A 17223-nucleotide genomic window follows, 5' to 3' on the forward strand; every position below is an offset into this window, starting at 1 on the left:
AAAATGAAAACAATATTTAAAAAGGCTTTAAGAAATGCCCTTGTTTATTGTACTGTGATAGTTTCATTTTCAGCTTGTGTAAACAAAGATGAATTTTTTGAACTACCAGATAGAGGTGGGATAGATGCAAGAATCTGGAGCAACGAAGGTGCTATCCAAATGTTATTAGATGGTACTTATCGTTTAATCATGCCAGAGTTTCCTTATCAGTACACTATCAATCAATATGGTATACATTTAGCTAGTGATGAAAATTATTTTTCCGGAACAGAAGCTTGGGCAAGAAGAGCTATTGGTGTAAATGGTGTTTTAACAAATAATGATGTTAGATACGTAGCCACAAAATATCAAGGTTCTAACGTAGGTGATAATAGATATTTTGATATCGCTCGTTGTAATAACGCTATTAAAGGTATTCCAACTGGTACTTTACCAAAGGCAGCACAAGATAAATTGCTAGGTCAGTTTTATGCCTTAAGAGCTATGGCTTATTTTGAGTTAACCAGAATTTATGGAGGCGTCCCTTTAGTTTTAGAACCTCAAGATCCTGATAATATAACAGCTTCAGGAAGAGCAAAAGCAGTAGATTGTATCAATGCTATTGTGAATGATTTAGATTCTGCAATGGTTAAGTTAAATGGCGTTAGCTGGGCAGATGCAACAGAAAGAGGTAAAATTAACAGAGCAGCAGCAGCAGCTTTAAAAGCAAAAGTATTGCTTTATTGGGCTAGTCCTCAATTTAATCCTGTTAATGATCCTCAACATCCTTATGATGCTTCAAGATGGCAAAGAGCTTTTGTAGCAAATAAAGAGGCTTATGATATTTGTGTAGCATCAGGCAGAAGATTAATGACTAATTATGCTACTATTTTTCAAACAGAAGGTACGGCTAATACAGAAGCCATTATTGTAAGATCTTACAGTAGTACGCTAGAAAGAAGAGGGCATAATGTAGAGTCTAGAATAAGACCAGCTTCTGAAGGAGGCTCTCCTAATGATGCTTATTTTGCAACTACAAAATTATTAAATGCATATCCAATGAGAGATGGAAGACCAATTCAAGGTCATCCAGATTATGATGCTACTTTGTTCTGGAGAAATCGCGACCCAAGATTTGAAGCCACCATTGCTTACAATGGTAGTAACTGGAAATTAAGTGGTAATAACAATAGAAGACAGTGGACTTATGCTAACGCTCTTAATGAAAGCGGCAACAGAGGGGTTTATTGTAAGCGTTTTTCAAGTCCTGATCTTTCTGCATCAGCTGTAAACTATACTTCAAATATTGGTGGTAGTGGTATGGATTGGATAGAATTACGTTTTGCTGAGGTAATACTTAATTATGCCGAGTGTGCCAATGAAACTGGCGATATGGTATTGGCAAAAACATTAGTAAGAGAAATTAGAAGAAGAGCTGGTATCATTGAAGGTGCCGCAGGTAATGATTTTGGTTTAGGCTTAGCAACTACTACAGAGCAAATGAGAGAGCTTATCACAAACGAAAGAATGGTAGAGTTCGCGTTTGAAGCTAAGCGTCATCATGACTTAAGAAGATTAAGAAGAATGCACACTTTAACAGGTACCATAGAAGGTATTCAGATAGCAACTAAAACGACTGCTTTAAGAACGCATTTAGAAACCATTAATCCAACAACAGGATTAAGAAATAGAGATACTTTAAATATAAATGTTAGAAGTACATATCTATTCTATTTTAATCCTCATACAGTGGTTATCCCTGGAGGTAATGGTCCTTTTAGTGTTCCAGAGTATCATTATTTTTATACTTTCCACAATCAATTTATGAACTCTAGTCCTTTGTTAGAGCACACTATTGGCTGGGAAGGTGGAACCTTTGATCCTCTTAAATAATTTTATATAGTATTTAGGCATTACTATTCCATCAAAAAGGATGGTAATGCTTAAAGCAAACCTTTATTAAAATGAAAATAGTAAGAAGTTTAAAAATATTTGGGGTTATAACTGGTGTTGTAATATCCTTAACATCTTGTAAAAAAGAATCTGAAAACATTTTTAATATGTTTACAGATGTTAATGTTACTTTTAAAGGAGATCATCCTTTTAGCGTAACAGATTATAAAGAAGTAAATGATGGAGATAGTGTTTACATAGACTATACTGTTACTTCGGCAAAAGAAGATATGTATCAGATAAATGTTTTAGAAATTGGGAGTGCAGTGCCTTTTTTAAGAATACCTATCACTGATGAAACCAAAAGAAGAAGTTTTTCTGGTGTAGTAAAACTTAGAGCTAATGTAAAATCAGGCAAAACATCTTATCGTGTTTGGCCTGTAGATAAACGTGGTGTTTATATGGGCGATGGATACAAACAGGTGACCATTGATGTTAAACCTAATTTTACCCATATCTCTAATAGAAGAATATACCTACCAGACACTGTTGCAAAAGTATTGCCTTGTTATTTCTCTATAAAAACAGGAAACACTTATAGTTATACAACAGGCGAAGCAAGTTCAGCAGACATTGATTTTGGTATCTTTAGAACTACTAGTGCTACGCCGGTTATTAATTTATATTCTTTAAGTGCTAGCCCATTACCATTTGTACCTTATAATATTAGTACATGGACAAAAAGAGCTACTTTATTTAGTGCGCCAGTTAACGGGCATGCAAATACCTTTAACAATACTATAAGAACAGGAACACTCTTAGAAACAGAAGCTAGAAGAAGAACCATTAACCTAAGAGCAACAACAACTGGTTTAGTATCAGGTAGCGCTGTTTACTTTTTAACACCCGAAAATAAGTATGGTTGTATATTAGTAAATGCAGTAAGTTCTGATATTGAGGGTAAACCTTTTATCAATATCAGCGTGAAGGTTCAAAATTAATATTTTTAAAATTCAACATCATCAGCCGTTCCTTACTAAAGGAGCGGCTTTTTTATAGGCTAAAATCCTACAATACTTCGTAAAAATTATATAAATATGGTGTATTAGATATTCATATATTTGAAATAGTATACCTTATTGATATTGTATATTATCCTAAATTAAATTAATCAAATGAAGAAATTGATGAAGTCTACACTGCTAGGGGCTGTTGCGATGGTTGCTACTTATCAAGCACACGCACAATACCCAAGCATACCAGACGATGTACAAAAAGCAACGGCAGAATTAATGAAGCAAGCTACCAAGCAATCTGATTTAGCTTGGCAAAAAGCACTGCCTATTATAGAGCAGGAAGCAAAGCAGGGAAAACCTTATATTCCCTGGGCAGGTCGTCCTACAGATTTACCACAGGCAGATATTCTAGCTTTTCCTGGTGCAGAAGGTGGCGGTGCTTATGCTTTTGGTGGTCGTGGCGGTAAAGTTTATGTGGTTACTAACCTTAATGATAGTGGTCCTGGTTCTTTACGTTGGGCTTGCGAGCAAGGTGGTGCCAGAATAGTAGTTTTTAATGTAGCAGGTATTATCAGATTAAAAACGCCTTTAATCATCAGAGCACCGTACATTACCATAGCAGGTCAAACTGCTCCTGGAGATGGGGTTTGTGTAGCTGGCGAATCAGTTTGGTTAAATACCCACGATGTAGTGGTTAGATATATGCGCTTTAGAAGGGGCGAAACTTATGTAGGTAGAAGAGATGATGCTATTGGTGGTAATCCGGTAGGAAACATCATGATAGATCACGTATCAGCAAGTTGGGGATTAGACGAAAACATGTCTATGTATCGCCACATGTATAATGATAGTACTGGTAAAGCAGAGGTTAAGTTAGGTACGGTAAATATCACTATACAAAACTCTATTTTTTCTGAAGCTTTAGATACTTGGAACCATGCTTTCGGTAGTACTTTAGGAGGCGAAAATTGTGCTTTTGTTAGAAATCTTTGGGCAGATAATGCTGCAAGAAACCCGTCTATTGGTTGGAATGGCGTTTTCAATTTCGCTAATAATGTAATGTTTAACTGGGTACACCGTTCTATAGATGGTGGCGATTATACAGCACAATACAACATCATCAATAACTATTTTAAACCGGGGCCATTAACGCCAAAAACTCAACCTATAGGTTATCGTATTTTAAAGCCAGAATCAGGTCGTAGTAAACTACCTTATGTTGTTTTTGGAAGAGCACATGTGGAAGGCAATATTGTGGAAGGTAATACTAAAGTAACCCAAAATAATTGGGATGGCGGTATACAGTTAGAGAATAAAAAAGGTGAATCTATGACTTATGATGAAGCAAAGCCCTACTTTGCTGCCATGCGAGTTCAAAAGCCTTTACCAATGCCTAAAATGACAATTATTCCGGCACAACAAGCATACAATTATGTGTTAGATAATGCAGGTGCTACTTTACCAAAAAGAGACCCAGTTGATGCCAGAATTGTGAAACAAGTAAGAACTGGCGAGATAGAATATATAAAAGATGTAAAACTTCCAGAAGCTGATTTTAAACACCGCAGATTGCCGAAAGATTCTTATAAAGGCGGTATCATTACAGATATCAGTCAAGTAGGAGGTTATCCAAAATATGAAGGTAAACCATACAAAGACAGTGATAACGATGGTATGCCAGATGATTATGAAACTAAAAATGGCTTAAACGCTAAAGATGCTTCTGATGCAGGTAAAATTACAGCTTCAGGTTATTCAAACATAGAAGTTTACCTAAATAGTGTGGTTGATTTAAAGCAAGTAATACCAAATTAATATCAATTTTTCTTTCTATTTATAATCTCCGTTTGTTTTACATTCGGAGATTTTTTTTGCAGGTAAGTTTTCTCAAATCCTTTTCTTAATAACATTCGTAAAATAGAAGATGAAATTTATCTGTTCATTATCAGTTGTTTATTATAAAACATTTTAAATTATGAAAATAAAATTTTACATTAATCTTAAATTTTAAATCAATTTTAGTTTGCTAATGATATTAGCCCTATCATCATTAGCATTTTACTTATTAATTGTATACGCTGTGGAAAACTATATGCAGGAACTCTATATAGAAAAATATCTACCGAGTTTTTTAGTAAACTCTAAAACATATGCTGTTGTAGTTACAGATTTGGAAGGCTTTTATACGTATGTTAATTCTTACTTTTTTGATAAGTTTTCCTTTATTACAAATCATTTTATTGGTTTACATTCGTTCTTAACCATCAATCCTAAAGATCACGAAGCTTGTCTACATTCAGTACAGCAATGTTTTGTAAACTCTAATGCTGTTGTTAAAGTAGCTTTAAGAAAACCTGAAAATCATTTAAATGATTTTTACTGGACATCATGGGAATTCTCTTTATTAAAAGATGAAAACCAAGATATTTTAGGAGTACTTTGCATTGGGCATGATATTACAGAAACAGAGCTAGCTAGTAAAAGAGCCTTAGAATTTTCACAAAAAGTAGAAACCATTTTAGATAAAATGAGTGACGGGTTTATTCAGCTAGATCAAGAGCTAAAGCTTTTAAAAACCAATAAAGTTGCCCGAGATATTTTCTTCCCTAATCAAATAGAAATTTACGGAAATTGTATTCTTGATATCTTAAATAAAGATTTAGTGAGTAAATATTTAGCTCAATTTAAGAATGCTTTACATTCTAATATTTCTTTAGCTTTTGAAGATTTTCACGAGGAAACCAACCATTGGTTAAATATCGTTATACACCCAACATCAGAAGGATTAAGTGTTTTTATTAGGGATGTTTCGCAAGAGAAAATAAGTCAAATCGAATTAAGTAAATCAGAATATAAGCTTAAAGCTATTCTAGATAGTACTACAGATGGTAATCTCTTAATTAATCCGGAAATGAAAATCATCAGTTTTAACAAAACAGCTTTAAACGATTTTCATTTTTATTACAATAGTGAACTTAAAGAGCAATTAGATGTAAGAACATTTCTACCAGAAGAAAATAGAAAATTATTTGATATTTATTTCCCTTTGGCTTTAAAAGGACAAAAAAGTACAGTTGAACTAGAAAAAGAAATTGATGGTAAAAAACTTTGGTTTGAAGTTTCTTATTTACCCGTTTATAATGCCAATTCTCAATTAATAGGAGTTTCAAAAAATACTAGGGATATCACTGTAAGAAAGCTAGAAGAAATTAAAATCATCAAACAAATGAAGCTTTTAGGTCTATTGCTTGGCAGCAATCTCATGAATTAAGAAGGCCAGTTGCTAATTTATTAAGCTTATGCGATTTATTAATCAATGATAAAGACGAAAGGGAAGAAATTAAGGATTATTATATTGATAGTATTTTAAAAAGCACTAAAGAGTTAGATGTTATTATTAAGTCTATCATTCTGCTGGCTAGTGAAAATGAATTTGTGAATGAAATTAAAAATAATCCAAATTATCCTCATCAATAAAAGATTTTTATTAAGTCTACTTGTCTTGATAATATCCTACATTTTTTGGTAAAAATTATACAGGAAATAAACTGCTATAGCCGTTATATTTGTTTTATCATTTGTTAATGAATATTAATAAATGAGCGTTGATGTTTTGTTATATATGATATTTTCATTTTATGTAACGCTATAGAACAAAATATTCATACAAAGAATTTTCTTAGTCGAGTGGTTTCACTAGGAATTTTTTAACTCATACTTTAGGTATATTGGTTGGCTTAAAAGGAGGAGAACTGCCCATCGGTTTTTCCTCCTTTTTTTGTATTAAATTATTATTACTTACCACGCAATATATCTTAAATGTCCATAGTATCAAGTCTTATTATGTCTTTTTTAATGATGTTAATGCCTTTTTTTAATAAACATAATTGCTATTCGGTGTCATGGTAAAATAGTACAAGACATAGAGAAAATGCTACAAAAATAAAAGGTCTTTATCCATTAAATTTGTAGTAAAATGAACCAATTTATATCAATCAGGATAATTTCTATAAGCTTAAATGAGTAATTTGCTTAAAGAAAATTTTCGGATATAAATTAAGCCTAAATGATACTTGCTTTGCTAAAAAAAATACTTCAACATGGTGTAAATAGTCTTAGCTTAAACGGCTATAGTTTAGGTGTTTATTTGTGTTTAGGATTATTCCCATTAAGTGTTGAAGCGCAAAGAAAAGAAGCTCCAAAATCTCCTGTTTATCTTCAAAAAGATGGTAAGCTTGCATATACGCCAGATACTTTAGGTAATCGTATCCCTGATTATTCTTACAGCGGCTACCAAGCAGGTGAAAAAGCCATACCAAATGTTGCTGTAAAAATTGTTGTACCTGCTGTAGAAGGCGATGCAACTGCTACTATACAAGCAGCTATAGATGAGGTAGCTAAATTACCTTTAGATAAAAATGGTTTTAGAGGTGCTGTTCTCTTGCAAAAAGCTGTTTATCAGGTTTATGGAACTATCAAAATTAATACTTCCGGTGTTGTTTTAAGAGGCAATGGCTTTGTAGAAAATGGTACTACTATTTTAGGTAAAGGCACAAATAGAGAAATATTAATTCGGGTTTTAGGAAAACAAAATCAGGTAAAGCAAACACCTATTTCTATTACAGATGATTACGTTCCTGTTAACGCTTTTCAGTTTAAACTTACTGATATTGGCCCGTTTAAAGTAGGAGATCAAATCCTGATCCATCGTCCATCTACACAAGAATGGATTGCTAAACTAAATACCGTAACTTTTGGTGGGGGTTTAAGCAGTTTAGGATGGAAGCCCGGTCAAAGAGATATTTTTTGGGATAGAAAAATTACTGCTATCAATGGCAATACCATCACCATTGATGCGCCTATCACCACAGCTTTAGATAAACAATTTGGACAAGCTACTGTAACCCAATACCAATGGGATGGCCGCATTACCAACGTTGGGATAGAAAATCTGCAATTGGTATCAGATTACAATCAGCAAAATAAAAAAGATGAAGACCACCGCTGGAATGCCATCAACATAGAAAATGCGGTCGATGTTTGGGTAAGACAAATCACTTTCAAGCATTTTGCTGGTTCTGCAGTTTATGTAAACCAACACAGTAAGCGTGTTACTGTACAAGATTGTAAATCTTTAGCCCCGGTATCAGAAATTGGTGGCGAACGTAGGTATACTTTTTATACCAAAGGACAACAAACCTTATTTCAAAGGCTTTATTCTGAATTTGGTTACCACGATTTTGCGGTAGGTTTTATGGCAGCTGGGCCAAATGCTTTTGTACAATGCCAAGCCATAAATCCTTATAGTTTTAGTGGAGCAATAGACAGCTGGGCTTCAGGTTCTTTGTTTGATATTATGAATATAGACGGCCAAGCTTTAAGTTTTGCCAATAGAGGTCAAGATGGGCAAGGAGCAGGATGGACAGCCGCTAACAGCCTTTTTTGGCAATGTAGCGCTGCTAAAGTGTATAATGAGCAAGCACCCACAGCTCAAAATTGGGCTTTTGGTACTTGGGCACAATTTGCTGGCGATGGTTTTTGGGATATGTCTAATGAGCATGTAAATCCAAGAAGTTTTTATTATGCACAGTTAGAAGACCGTTTAGGAAAATCGGCAACAGCCAGAAAATTTTTATTACCCGTAGCATCAGAAGCATCTTCTAGTCCTTCTATAGAAACAGCTTTAGCATTAACGCAGCTAGCAGCAAAACCTGTTTTACAGTTAAGTCAGTTTATTGATGATGCTGGCTCAAGAACTCCGATAAGTACCGAAGCTAATGGCGCTAAAATTATAAAACCTATTATCGCTAAAGCAACTCCTAAAGTTGGCGATATGCAGGTGAAAAATGGTTTCATCGTTTACCAAAACAAGGTTATTACAGGTGCCAAGCAAGATATACAATGGTGGTCTGGCAGTGCTAGACCGTTCGCTTTAGCTAAAATGCGTCCACATATTACCCGTTTTGTACCTGGTGAAATTGGTAATGGTTTAACCGATGATTTAGAAGAACTTACTACTACCATGCAACAAAAAAATGTGGTTGCAATGGATCATAATTACGGTTTATGGTACGAGCGTAGGAGGGATGACCACCAACGTGTAAGAAGAATGGATGCTGAAGTTTGGCCTCCGTTTTACGAGCAACCTTTTGCCCGCAGCGGCAAAGGTACCGCTTGGGATGGCTTAAGTAAATACGATTTAACCACGTTTAACAAATGGTATTGGGGTAGATTACAACAGTTTGCCAACCTTGCTGATGAAAAAGGTCTAGTGCTTTTACATCAAAACTATTTTCAGCACAATATTCTAGAAGCTGGTGCCCATTATGCAGATTTCCCTTGGCGACCAGCAAATAATATCAATAATACAGGTTTTCCGGAGCCTGTACCTTATGCTGGTGATAAGCGCATTTTTATGGCAGAGCAGTTTTACAATGTTAATCATCCCGTAAGGAGGGCTTTACATCGCAACTATATTCGCCAATGTTTAGAGAACTTTAAAGATAATTCATCAGTGATACAACTTACCAGTGCAGAGTTTACGGGGCCTACACATTTTGTAGCTTTTTGGTTAGATGTGATTAAAGAATGGGAACAAGAAACCGGAAAGCAGTCCATTATTGGTTTAAGCGTTACTAAAGATGTACAAGACGAGATTTTAGCAGACCCCGAGCGTTCTAAATATGTTGATGTTATTGATATCAGATATTGGTTTTATCAAGAAAACGGTGTGGCTTATGCACCTAAAGGCGGACAAAATTTAGCGCCAAGGCAGCATGCTCGTTTAACTAAAGTTGGTAAATCTTCTTTTGAGCAGGTTTATAGGGCTGTGGCCGAGTATCGTTCTAAATATCCAGATAAAGCGGTTATCTATAATGCAGGTAATTACGATAGAATGGGTTGGGCAGTATTCATGGCTGGCGGGTCTCTGGCAGATTTGCCTCTTATCGCTGATGAAAATTTCTTAAAAGACGCTGCAACCATGAAACCGCAGCCACAATCGCAAAAAGGCGTTTACACTTTAGCAAATGAATCATCGGCTATTGTTTACCAAAATAATCAGGCAGAGGTAAAACTAGGAAACGGAACTTATGTGCTCAGCTACATCAGTCCACAAAGCGGTAAAGTTGTAAAGCAAAGCACTATAAAAATTAATAATCAAGCCATTAAAACAGAAGATTTAAAAAGTGATGTGGTGGTTTGGATAAAGAAAAAATAAGATAAAGATGAAGAGAATCATAAACATTGTTTTTTTGATAGCGATAGCATTTACTGCATGTCAAACTACTGAAGAGTATCATGGAGTGCAATTGCTTAAAATATCAGAAAACAAGAGGTATTTAATGACAGAGGATGGAGAACCTTTTTTCTGGTTGGGGGATACAGGCTGGTTATTATTCAATAAACTAAACAGGGCAGAGGCAGAAACTTATCTTGAAGACCGCAAGCAAAAAGGCTTTAATGTGGTACAAGCTATGGTTTTACATACCGTTCCTTCGGTAAATGTATACGGAGACTCTTCTTTAATAAACGCAAATGTTGCTACGCCAGATACCACAAAAGGAAACAACCCGCAAGATTCTTTGGCTTATGATTATTGGGATCATCTAGATTTTATCATCGATAAAGCTAGCGAAAAAGGTATTTACATGGCTTTAGTGCCTGTTTGGGGTACTAATGTTAAAGATGGAAAGGTTAGCGTAGCACAAGCAGAACAATACGCTAAATTTTTAGCTAAGCGATACAAAGACCGCAACAATATTATTTGGTTAAACGGTGGCGATATCAAAGGCAGTGATTCTTTAGCTGTATGGAAGAAAATAGGTGAAACTTTAAGAGCTCATGACGATAGGCATTTGATAACCTTTCATCCGAGGGGCAGAACAGCTTCATCAGACTGGTTTCATAAAGAAAGTTGGTTAGATTTTAATATGGTACAATCTGGCCATAGAAGGTACGACCAAGATACTTCAAAAAAAGAAGTGAAGCATTACGGCGAAGACAACTGGAAGTTTATGGAAGCCGATTTAAAATTAAGTCCGCTTAAACCAACTATAGATGGAGAACCTTCATACGAGGGCATCCCGCAAGGTTTACATGATACTTTAGAACCACGTTGGACAGATGCTGATGTTCGCAGATACGGCTACTGGTCGGTTTTTGCTGGTGCTTTTGGGTATACTTATGGTCATAACTCGGTGATGCAAATGCATCAAAAGACAGATTCTACAAGCGCTTATGGCTCAAAAGAATTATGGAGCCAAGCTATTCATGCGCCAGGAGCTAAGCAAATGGTTCATTTGAAAAATCTAATGCTGTCTAAACCTTATTTCAATCGTATTCCAGATCAAAGCTTAATTGCAGAAAACGGTGAAAAATATAACCGATTGATAGCCACCAGAGCCGATGATTATGCCATGATTTATACCTATACGGGTAGAAATATGAAAATCAATATGGGTAAAATTAAAGGTGATGAGGTGAAAGTTTCTTGGTTTAACCCACGCGATGGTAAATACAAAGAAGAAGCTAAAGTAGAAAACAAAGGTGTGAAAGAGTTTAACCCACCAGGTGATGTTAAAGAAGGGAATGATTGGGTGTTGGTTTTGGAGAGCTTTTAAAAGTAAAAAGTACAGAGTATAAAGTAGAAATAACTGGGTAAAAAGTAGAAAGTACAGAGTAAAAAGTATAAAGAACTGAGTTAGAGAGTAGCCAATAAGAATAAACAATGCAAAGAATTAATCATACAAGAAAATTAGATAAGCAACTATGGAAGTCCCTCTCCTTTGGAGAGGGATTTAGGGTGAGGCTTTTATTCGTCCTACTTGTACTTTTTTCTTCATGCAACCCAAATGTTTACATGTTTACTTCTTTTCATGAGCCAGCAACAGATGGTTTAAGATTGCTTTACAGTAAAGATGCTTACCATTGGGAAGATTTAAATCAGGTTTTCTTAAAACCAGAGATAGGTTACCAAAAAGTAATGAGAGACCCATCTATTGTACAAGGTCCAGATGGGGTTTACCATTTAGTATGGACAAGCAGCTGGAAAGGCGATAAAGGCTTCGGCTATGCCAGTTCTAAAGATTTAATGAATTGGTCGGCACAGCAATTTATTCCAGTAATGCAGCATGAAGCAACTACGGTAAATGTTTGGGCGCCAGAGTTGTTTTATGATGATGAAGAAAAGCAATTTATCATTATCTGGGCTTCTACCATTCCTTACCGCTTTGAAAAAGGAATAGAAGAAGAGCAGAACAACCACCGTATGTATTACACTACTACTAAGGATTTTAAAACTTTTACGCCTACAAAATTATTTATAGACCCCGGTTTTAGTGTCATAGATGCTGTAATTGTAAAAAGGGCTCAACAGGATTATGTTTTGGTTTTGAAAGATAACACTCGGCCAAACCGGAACATGAAAGTAGCTTTTGCTAAGCATCCTTTAGGGCCATATAACCAAGTTTCTGCTGCTTTTACGCCTCATTTAACAGAAGGTCCATCCGTAGTAAAAGTAGCTAACAACTGGCTTATTTATTACGACTCTTACGGAGATAAAAAATATGCCGCAGTAAGTACCCAAGATTTCAAAAGCTTTAAAAATATCAATACAGAAATTAAACTGCCTGAAGGGCACAAACACGGGACTATTTTTAAAGCCAAAGCAAAATATCTGAAGGCAATCATCAATAAAGCCGAAAAAAATTAATATGAAAATCATTCAGACCTGTATAGCCATAGCATTAAGCACCTCTAGTTTGCTAGCCCAGCAAGACACGGTGAGATATATTGGAAAAACGCTTTCTAATGTAGATTACCACCATGGGCAGTTAAACTTGGCGATAGGTGTACATAATATACAAGTGATGCGAGCAAACAGAACGCATCCAGAATATAACGCTGGCCATAATTTTACTTACAATCACCAACCCATGTTGGCTTATTGGAACAATACTTTCTTTTTAGAGTATTTGAGTAACCCCGTGGGTGAGCATATCGCAGAAGGTAAAACCTTGCTGCAAACATCTAAAGATGGCTACCAATGGTCGGCACCAGCAGTAGTTTTTCCGCCTTACAAAGTGCCAGATGGCTTTACAAAACCCAATCATCCCGGTAAGGCTAAAGATTTATATGCCATTATGCACCAACGTATGGGTTTTTATGTAAGTGCCAGCAATAGGTTATTGGTTTTGGGTTATTATGGTGTGGCTTTAGATGCTAAAGACGACCCTAATGATGGTAATGGCATTGGCCGAGTAGTGCGTGAAATTTATAAAGATGGCACTTATGGCTCTATCTATTTCATCCGTTTTAATGCTTCTTTCAATACCAAATTGGCTCAATATCCTTTCTATACAAAAAGTAAAGACAAAGGCTTTGTAGCTGCTTGTAACGAGTTACTTTCTAAACCTTTACTAATGCAGCAATGGTCTGAAGAGGCTGATAGAAACGACCCTTTAGTGCCTTACAAAAGAGCTATTAAAGCTTTTAGCTATTATACTTTACCCGATGGCAGAATTGCTGGCTTTTGGAAACATGCTTTAACCAGCATTAGCACCACTGGAGGTAAAAGCTGGCAATATGATGCTGTAAGAGCACCAGGTTTTGTAAATAGTAATGCTAAAATATGGGGGCAAAAAACTTCCGATGGTAAATATGCTACGGTTTACAATCCTTCAGAATACCGTTGGCCTTTGGCTGTTTCTGTGAGTGATGATGGTTTAAATTATCGCAATTTATTATTGGTAAATGGCGAAATATCTCCTATGCGTTACGGAGGCAATTATAAATCTTACGGCCCGCAGTATGTAAGAGGTATTTTAGAAGGTAACGGCATCCCGGCTGATAAAAATATGTGGGTTGGCTACAGCATGAATAAAGAAGATATGTGGGTAGCAAAAATTCCTGTTCCGGTTAAAGATAAAGTAGAAACACCTGTAAATGATGTTTTTGCAGATTTAAAAACTGGCGAAGAATTAAAAGAATGGAATATTTATAGTCCGCTTTGGGCTTCCACAAAAATAGAGCAAGCTCCTAATGGTAAAAAAGCTTTGGCTTTACGCGATAAGGATTTGTACGATTACGCTAAAGTAGAAAGAGTCATCCCTTCGGCAGAGCAAGTTTCTATCGAGTTTTCTTTTACGCCGGCTCAGGCTGATAAAGGCTTGTTACACATAGAACTATTAGACCAAAAAGGTATTGCCGCAACCCGCATTATTGTTGATGCTGATGGAGAATTGAAATCTAAAGCAGGTTATCGCAACAGTGGGATTGCTAAATACGAAGCCGGTAAAACCTATACTTTAAGATTAGAGGTAAATACCAAAACTCGTTCTTACAAACTGTTTTTAGACGGACAAGAGAAGGGGACAAAACTGTTTTTTGCTCCGGTAGCAGAAATTAGTAGGGTAGCTTTTAGAACAGGTGAAGTTCGTCGTTTTCCAGATGCGGATACACCAACCGATCAGGATTATGATTTAAAAAATCCGGGCGAGCCTGTAGCAGAAGTCGTTTATTTTATTCACGCTTTAAAAACATCAGCGCTAAGCAAATAATCATGTTCAAGAGCCTAAACATATATTTTACTTTGATTCTGTTTTTGATAACAGCTGGTTTATCTGCGCAACAAACAGAAAAAATTATGCTTTCTGGAACTGGTTTTGGCGATACCAAAAACTGGGATTTTTTCTGTACCGATGGTGCAAACTCTGGCAAATGGACAAGTATTGCCGTACCTTCTAACTGGGAGTTACAGGGCTTTGGTAGATATAATTATGGCTTTAATAAAGAGGTAAATAAAGGCAAAGAAAAAGGACTTTATAAATATAGTTTCACAGTTGCCGATGCTTGGAAGAACAAGAAAATCAATTTGGTTTTTGATGGTGTGATGACTGATGCCGAAGTTAAAATTAACGGAAAAGTAGCAGGAGAGATACATCAAGGTTCTTGTTATCAGTTTAAATATGATATTACCGAGCTAGTAAAATTTCAGGAAAGCAATTTGTTAGAGGTTACGGTAAGCAAGCATTCTGCAAATAAATCTGTTAATGCAGCAGAACGTGAAGCCGATTACTGGATTTTTGGAGGCATTTTTAGACCTGTTTTTTTAGAAGCTTTACCAAAACAACATATCCAACAAGTTTCTATAGATGCTAAAGCCGATGGCTCTTTTCAAGCTAAAGTTGCACATCAGGGCGAAGCCCAAAAACTAGTTTTAGAAGTTTTTGACCTAGCTGGTAAAAGGTTAGGGAAACATCAACAAGCATTATCGGGTAATTTAAATCTTATTAAAACAACTTTTAAAGCCCCTAAATTATGGTCGGCAGAGTTTCCAAACCTGTACAAAGCTGTTTTTTCTTTATACGATGGTTCTAAATTGCTTCATCAAATCAGTAAAAATATTGGTTTCCGTACGGTAGAGCTAAGGGAGCGTGATGGCGTTTACATCAATGGCGTAAAAATTAAATTTAAAGGGGTTAATCACCATTCTTTTTGGCCAGAATCTGGTAGAACAACAAGTAAAACCATCAGCATCAATGATGTAAAACTTATCAAAGAAATGAATATGAATGCCATCAGGATGGCACATTATCCGCCTGATAGTCATTTACTTGAAGCTTGCGATTCTTTGGGTTTATATGTGATGAACGAGCTAGCTGGCTGGCATGGGCATTACGATACGCCAACAGGTACTAAACTGCTCAAAGAAATGTTTGCTAGAGATGAAAATCATCCATCCATTATTTTTTGGGCAAATGGTAACGAGGGTGGCCATAATACAGATTTAGACCCATTATTTACACAACTAGACATCCAAAAAAGACCTGTTGTACACCCATGGGAAATTTACGGAGGTTTTGAAACTACGCATTACCGCGAATATAATTATGGTATTGGCAATTATGACCAAGGCAAAAATATCATCATGCCTACCGAGTTCTTACATGGGATGTTTGACGGTGGTCATGCCGCTGGTTTAGAAGATTATTGGAAAGCCATGTGGAGCAATCCGCTATCGGCAGGTGGTTTTTTATGGGATTTTGCCGACCAAGGCGTGGTACGTACCGATAAAAATGGAATATTAGATACCGATGGTAACCACGGTGCCGATGGTATTGTTGGTCCGCATCACGAAAAAGAAGGTAGCTTTTATGCTATAAAAGAAATTTGGTCGCCGGTTTTTATAGAACGCAGAGAAATTACCCCAGCTTTTGATGGTAAACTCATCATAGAAAACCGCTACCATTTTACCAATCTTAACCAATGCAGTTTCAGTTATAAACTAAGCAGATTAGCCACACAAGGCGAAAACTTGGTTAAAACAGGTCAAATAGAAGCTCCAAATCTAAAACCTTTAGAAAAAGGGGCATTACAAATACTTTTACCATCAGACTGGAACACTTTTGATGTCTTATTTGTAACGGCTAAAGATGTATACGGACAAGAAATTTTTACCTGGAGTTTCCCTATCACCAGGCCAGAAAATACCTTGAAAATAGCTTTATCTAATTCATTAAAAAACAAGGTAGAAGCTACAGAAAGTGCTAATGCTTATGTTTTAAAAGTTGCCGATTTACAACTCAATATCAATAAAACAACAGGAATTTTAGAGCAGGTACAAAATCAAAAAGGAGTAATTCCTTTTAACAATGGGCCTTTTATACAAGAAGGAGCTACAAACTTTAAAAATTTCAGCTTAAAGCAAGACGGCGATAATATCATCATCTCTTCATCTTTTGATAAAAAGGAAAGCTTTAACACTTTACAGTGGACAATATATCCATCGGGAATGGTGAAAATGCAGGTTAAATATTTCCCCGAGAGCTATTTTACCAGATATGTAGGTGTAAACTTTTCTTTTCCAGAAGAGCAAATAAAAGGGGTAGAATTTATGGGCTTTGGTCCTTACCGTGTTTGGAAAAACCGTATGAAAGGTAACCAATTTGGCATCTGGAAAAAAGATTACAACGATAATTCTACCGGAGAAATTCCTTTTGAATATCCAGAGTTTAAAGGTTATTACGCCAATATGTACTGGTGCAAATTCATCACCAAACAACAAAGCTTTAAGGTTTATACCGATAAGGAAGATATCTTTTTAAGGTTGTTTACACCTAAAAAGCAAAAAGATACCGAGTGGGAAAATATGCAAATGACTTTCCCTTCCGGGGATATTTCTTTCATGAATGGTATTGCAGCTATAGGTACTAAAACTCAAAAACCAGAAACTACTGGTCCAATGGGGATGAAACATATTTATTATGATTTTGAGAAAGAACCTAAAAGAGCTTTAGATATGACATTGTATTTTGATTTTACAGGGAAAGATTAA

General features: G+C 35.9%; 10 protein-coding genes. All 10 read left to right on the forward strand.

The annotated features are described in order from the left end of the window. The first annotated feature begins 3 nt into the window (after positions 1-3). Positions 4-1872, forward strand: a complete 1869-nt coding sequence (locus tag FYC62_RS03700) for a RagB/SusD family nutrient uptake outer membrane protein (RefSeq protein WP_039453561.1) — start codon at positions 4-6, stop codon at positions 1870-1872. A 71-nt stretch (positions 1873-1943) separates the two neighbouring features. Continuing rightward, positions 1944-2873 carry a hypothetical protein gene (locus FYC62_RS03705; RefSeq protein WP_149073966.1) on the forward strand — a complete coding sequence of 310 codons (930 nt, stop codon included), beginning with the start codon at positions 1944-1946 and terminating at the stop codon, positions 2871-2873. Positions 2874-3059: 186 nt separating this feature from the next. Next, on the forward strand, positions 3060-4703 hold the full coding sequence (locus FYC62_RS03710) for a pectate lyase family protein (protein ID WP_149073967.1): 1644 nt from the start codon (positions 3060-3062) through the stop codon (positions 4701-4703). Positions 4704-4917: 214 nt separating this feature from the next. Continuing rightward, entirely contained in the window at positions 4918-6159 is a 1242-nt protein-coding gene (locus tag FYC62_RS03715; protein WP_149073968.1) for a PAS domain-containing protein, read from the forward strand. 41 nt (positions 6160-6200) lie between these two features. Continuing rightward, positions 6201-6365 (forward strand): hypothetical protein, encoded by a 165-nt coding sequence (locus FYC62_RS18120; protein ID WP_394348901.1) that lies wholly within the window; start codon positions 6201-6203, stop codon positions 6363-6365. A 589-nt stretch (positions 6366-6954) separates the two neighbouring features. Continuing rightward, positions 6955-10107, forward strand: a complete 3153-nt coding sequence (locus FYC62_RS03725; RefSeq protein WP_149073969.1) for a DUF6298 domain-containing protein — start codon at positions 6955-6957, stop codon at positions 10105-10107. A gap of 7 nt (positions 10108-10114) precedes the next feature. After that, positions 10115-11509, forward strand: a complete 1395-nt coding sequence (locus tag FYC62_RS03730; protein ID WP_149073970.1) for a glycoside hydrolase family 140 protein — start codon at positions 10115-10117, stop codon at positions 11507-11509. Between the two features lie 239 nt (positions 11510-11748). Next, entirely contained in the window at positions 11749-12600 is an 852-nt protein-coding gene (locus FYC62_RS03735; RefSeq protein WP_240534805.1) for a glycoside hydrolase family 43 protein, read from the forward strand. 1 nt (position 12601) lies between these two features. Further along, a complete protein-coding gene (locus tag FYC62_RS03740) occupies positions 12602-14446 on the forward strand; it encodes an exo-alpha-sialidase (protein ID WP_149073972.1) in 1845 nt (614 codons plus the stop codon). Between the two features lie 2 nt (positions 14447-14448). After that, entirely contained in the window at positions 14449-17223 is a 2775-nt protein-coding gene (locus FYC62_RS03745) for a glycoside hydrolase family 2 protein (protein ID WP_149073973.1), read from the forward strand.

Origin of the sequence: Pedobacter aquae (assembly GCF_008195825.1) — a bacterium.
Classification (GTDB): domain Bacteria; phylum Bacteroidota; class Bacteroidia; order Sphingobacteriales; family Sphingobacteriaceae; genus Pseudopedobacter; species Pseudopedobacter aquae.

What these genes read in the sequence shown, in the direction of transcription:
- FYC62_RS03700 (WP_039453561.1), top strand. Translation starts at nt 4, where the DNA reads ATGAAAACAATATTTAAAAAGGCTTTAAGAAATGCCCTTGTTTATTGT.
- FYC62_RS03705 (WP_149073966.1), top strand. Translation starts at nt 1,944, where the DNA reads ATGAAAATAGTAAGAAGTTTAAAAATATTTGGGGTTATAACTGGTGTT.
- FYC62_RS03710 (WP_149073967.1), top strand. Translation starts at nt 3,060, where the DNA reads ATGAAGTCTACACTGCTAGGGGCTGTTGCGATGGTTGCTACTTATCAA.
- FYC62_RS03715 (WP_149073968.1), top strand. Translation starts at nt 4,918, where the DNA reads ATGATATTAGCCCTATCATCATTAGCATTTTACTTATTAATTGTATAC.
- FYC62_RS03725 (WP_149073969.1), top strand. Translation starts at nt 6,955, where the DNA reads ATGATACTTGCTTTGCTAAAAAAAATACTTCAACATGGTGTAAATAGT.
- FYC62_RS03730 (WP_149073970.1), top strand. Translation starts at nt 10,115, where the DNA reads ATGAAGAGAATCATAAACATTGTTTTTTTGATAGCGATAGCATTTACT.
- FYC62_RS03735 (WP_240534805.1), top strand. Translation starts at nt 11,749, where the DNA reads ATGTTTACTTCTTTTCATGAGCCAGCAACAGATGGTTTAAGATTGCTT.
- FYC62_RS03740 (WP_149073972.1), top strand. Translation starts at nt 12,602, where the DNA reads ATGAAAATCATTCAGACCTGTATAGCCATAGCATTAAGCACCTCTAGT.
- FYC62_RS03745 (WP_149073973.1), top strand. Translation starts at nt 14,449, where the DNA reads ATGTTCAAGAGCCTAAACATATATTTTACTTTGATTCTGTTTTTGATA.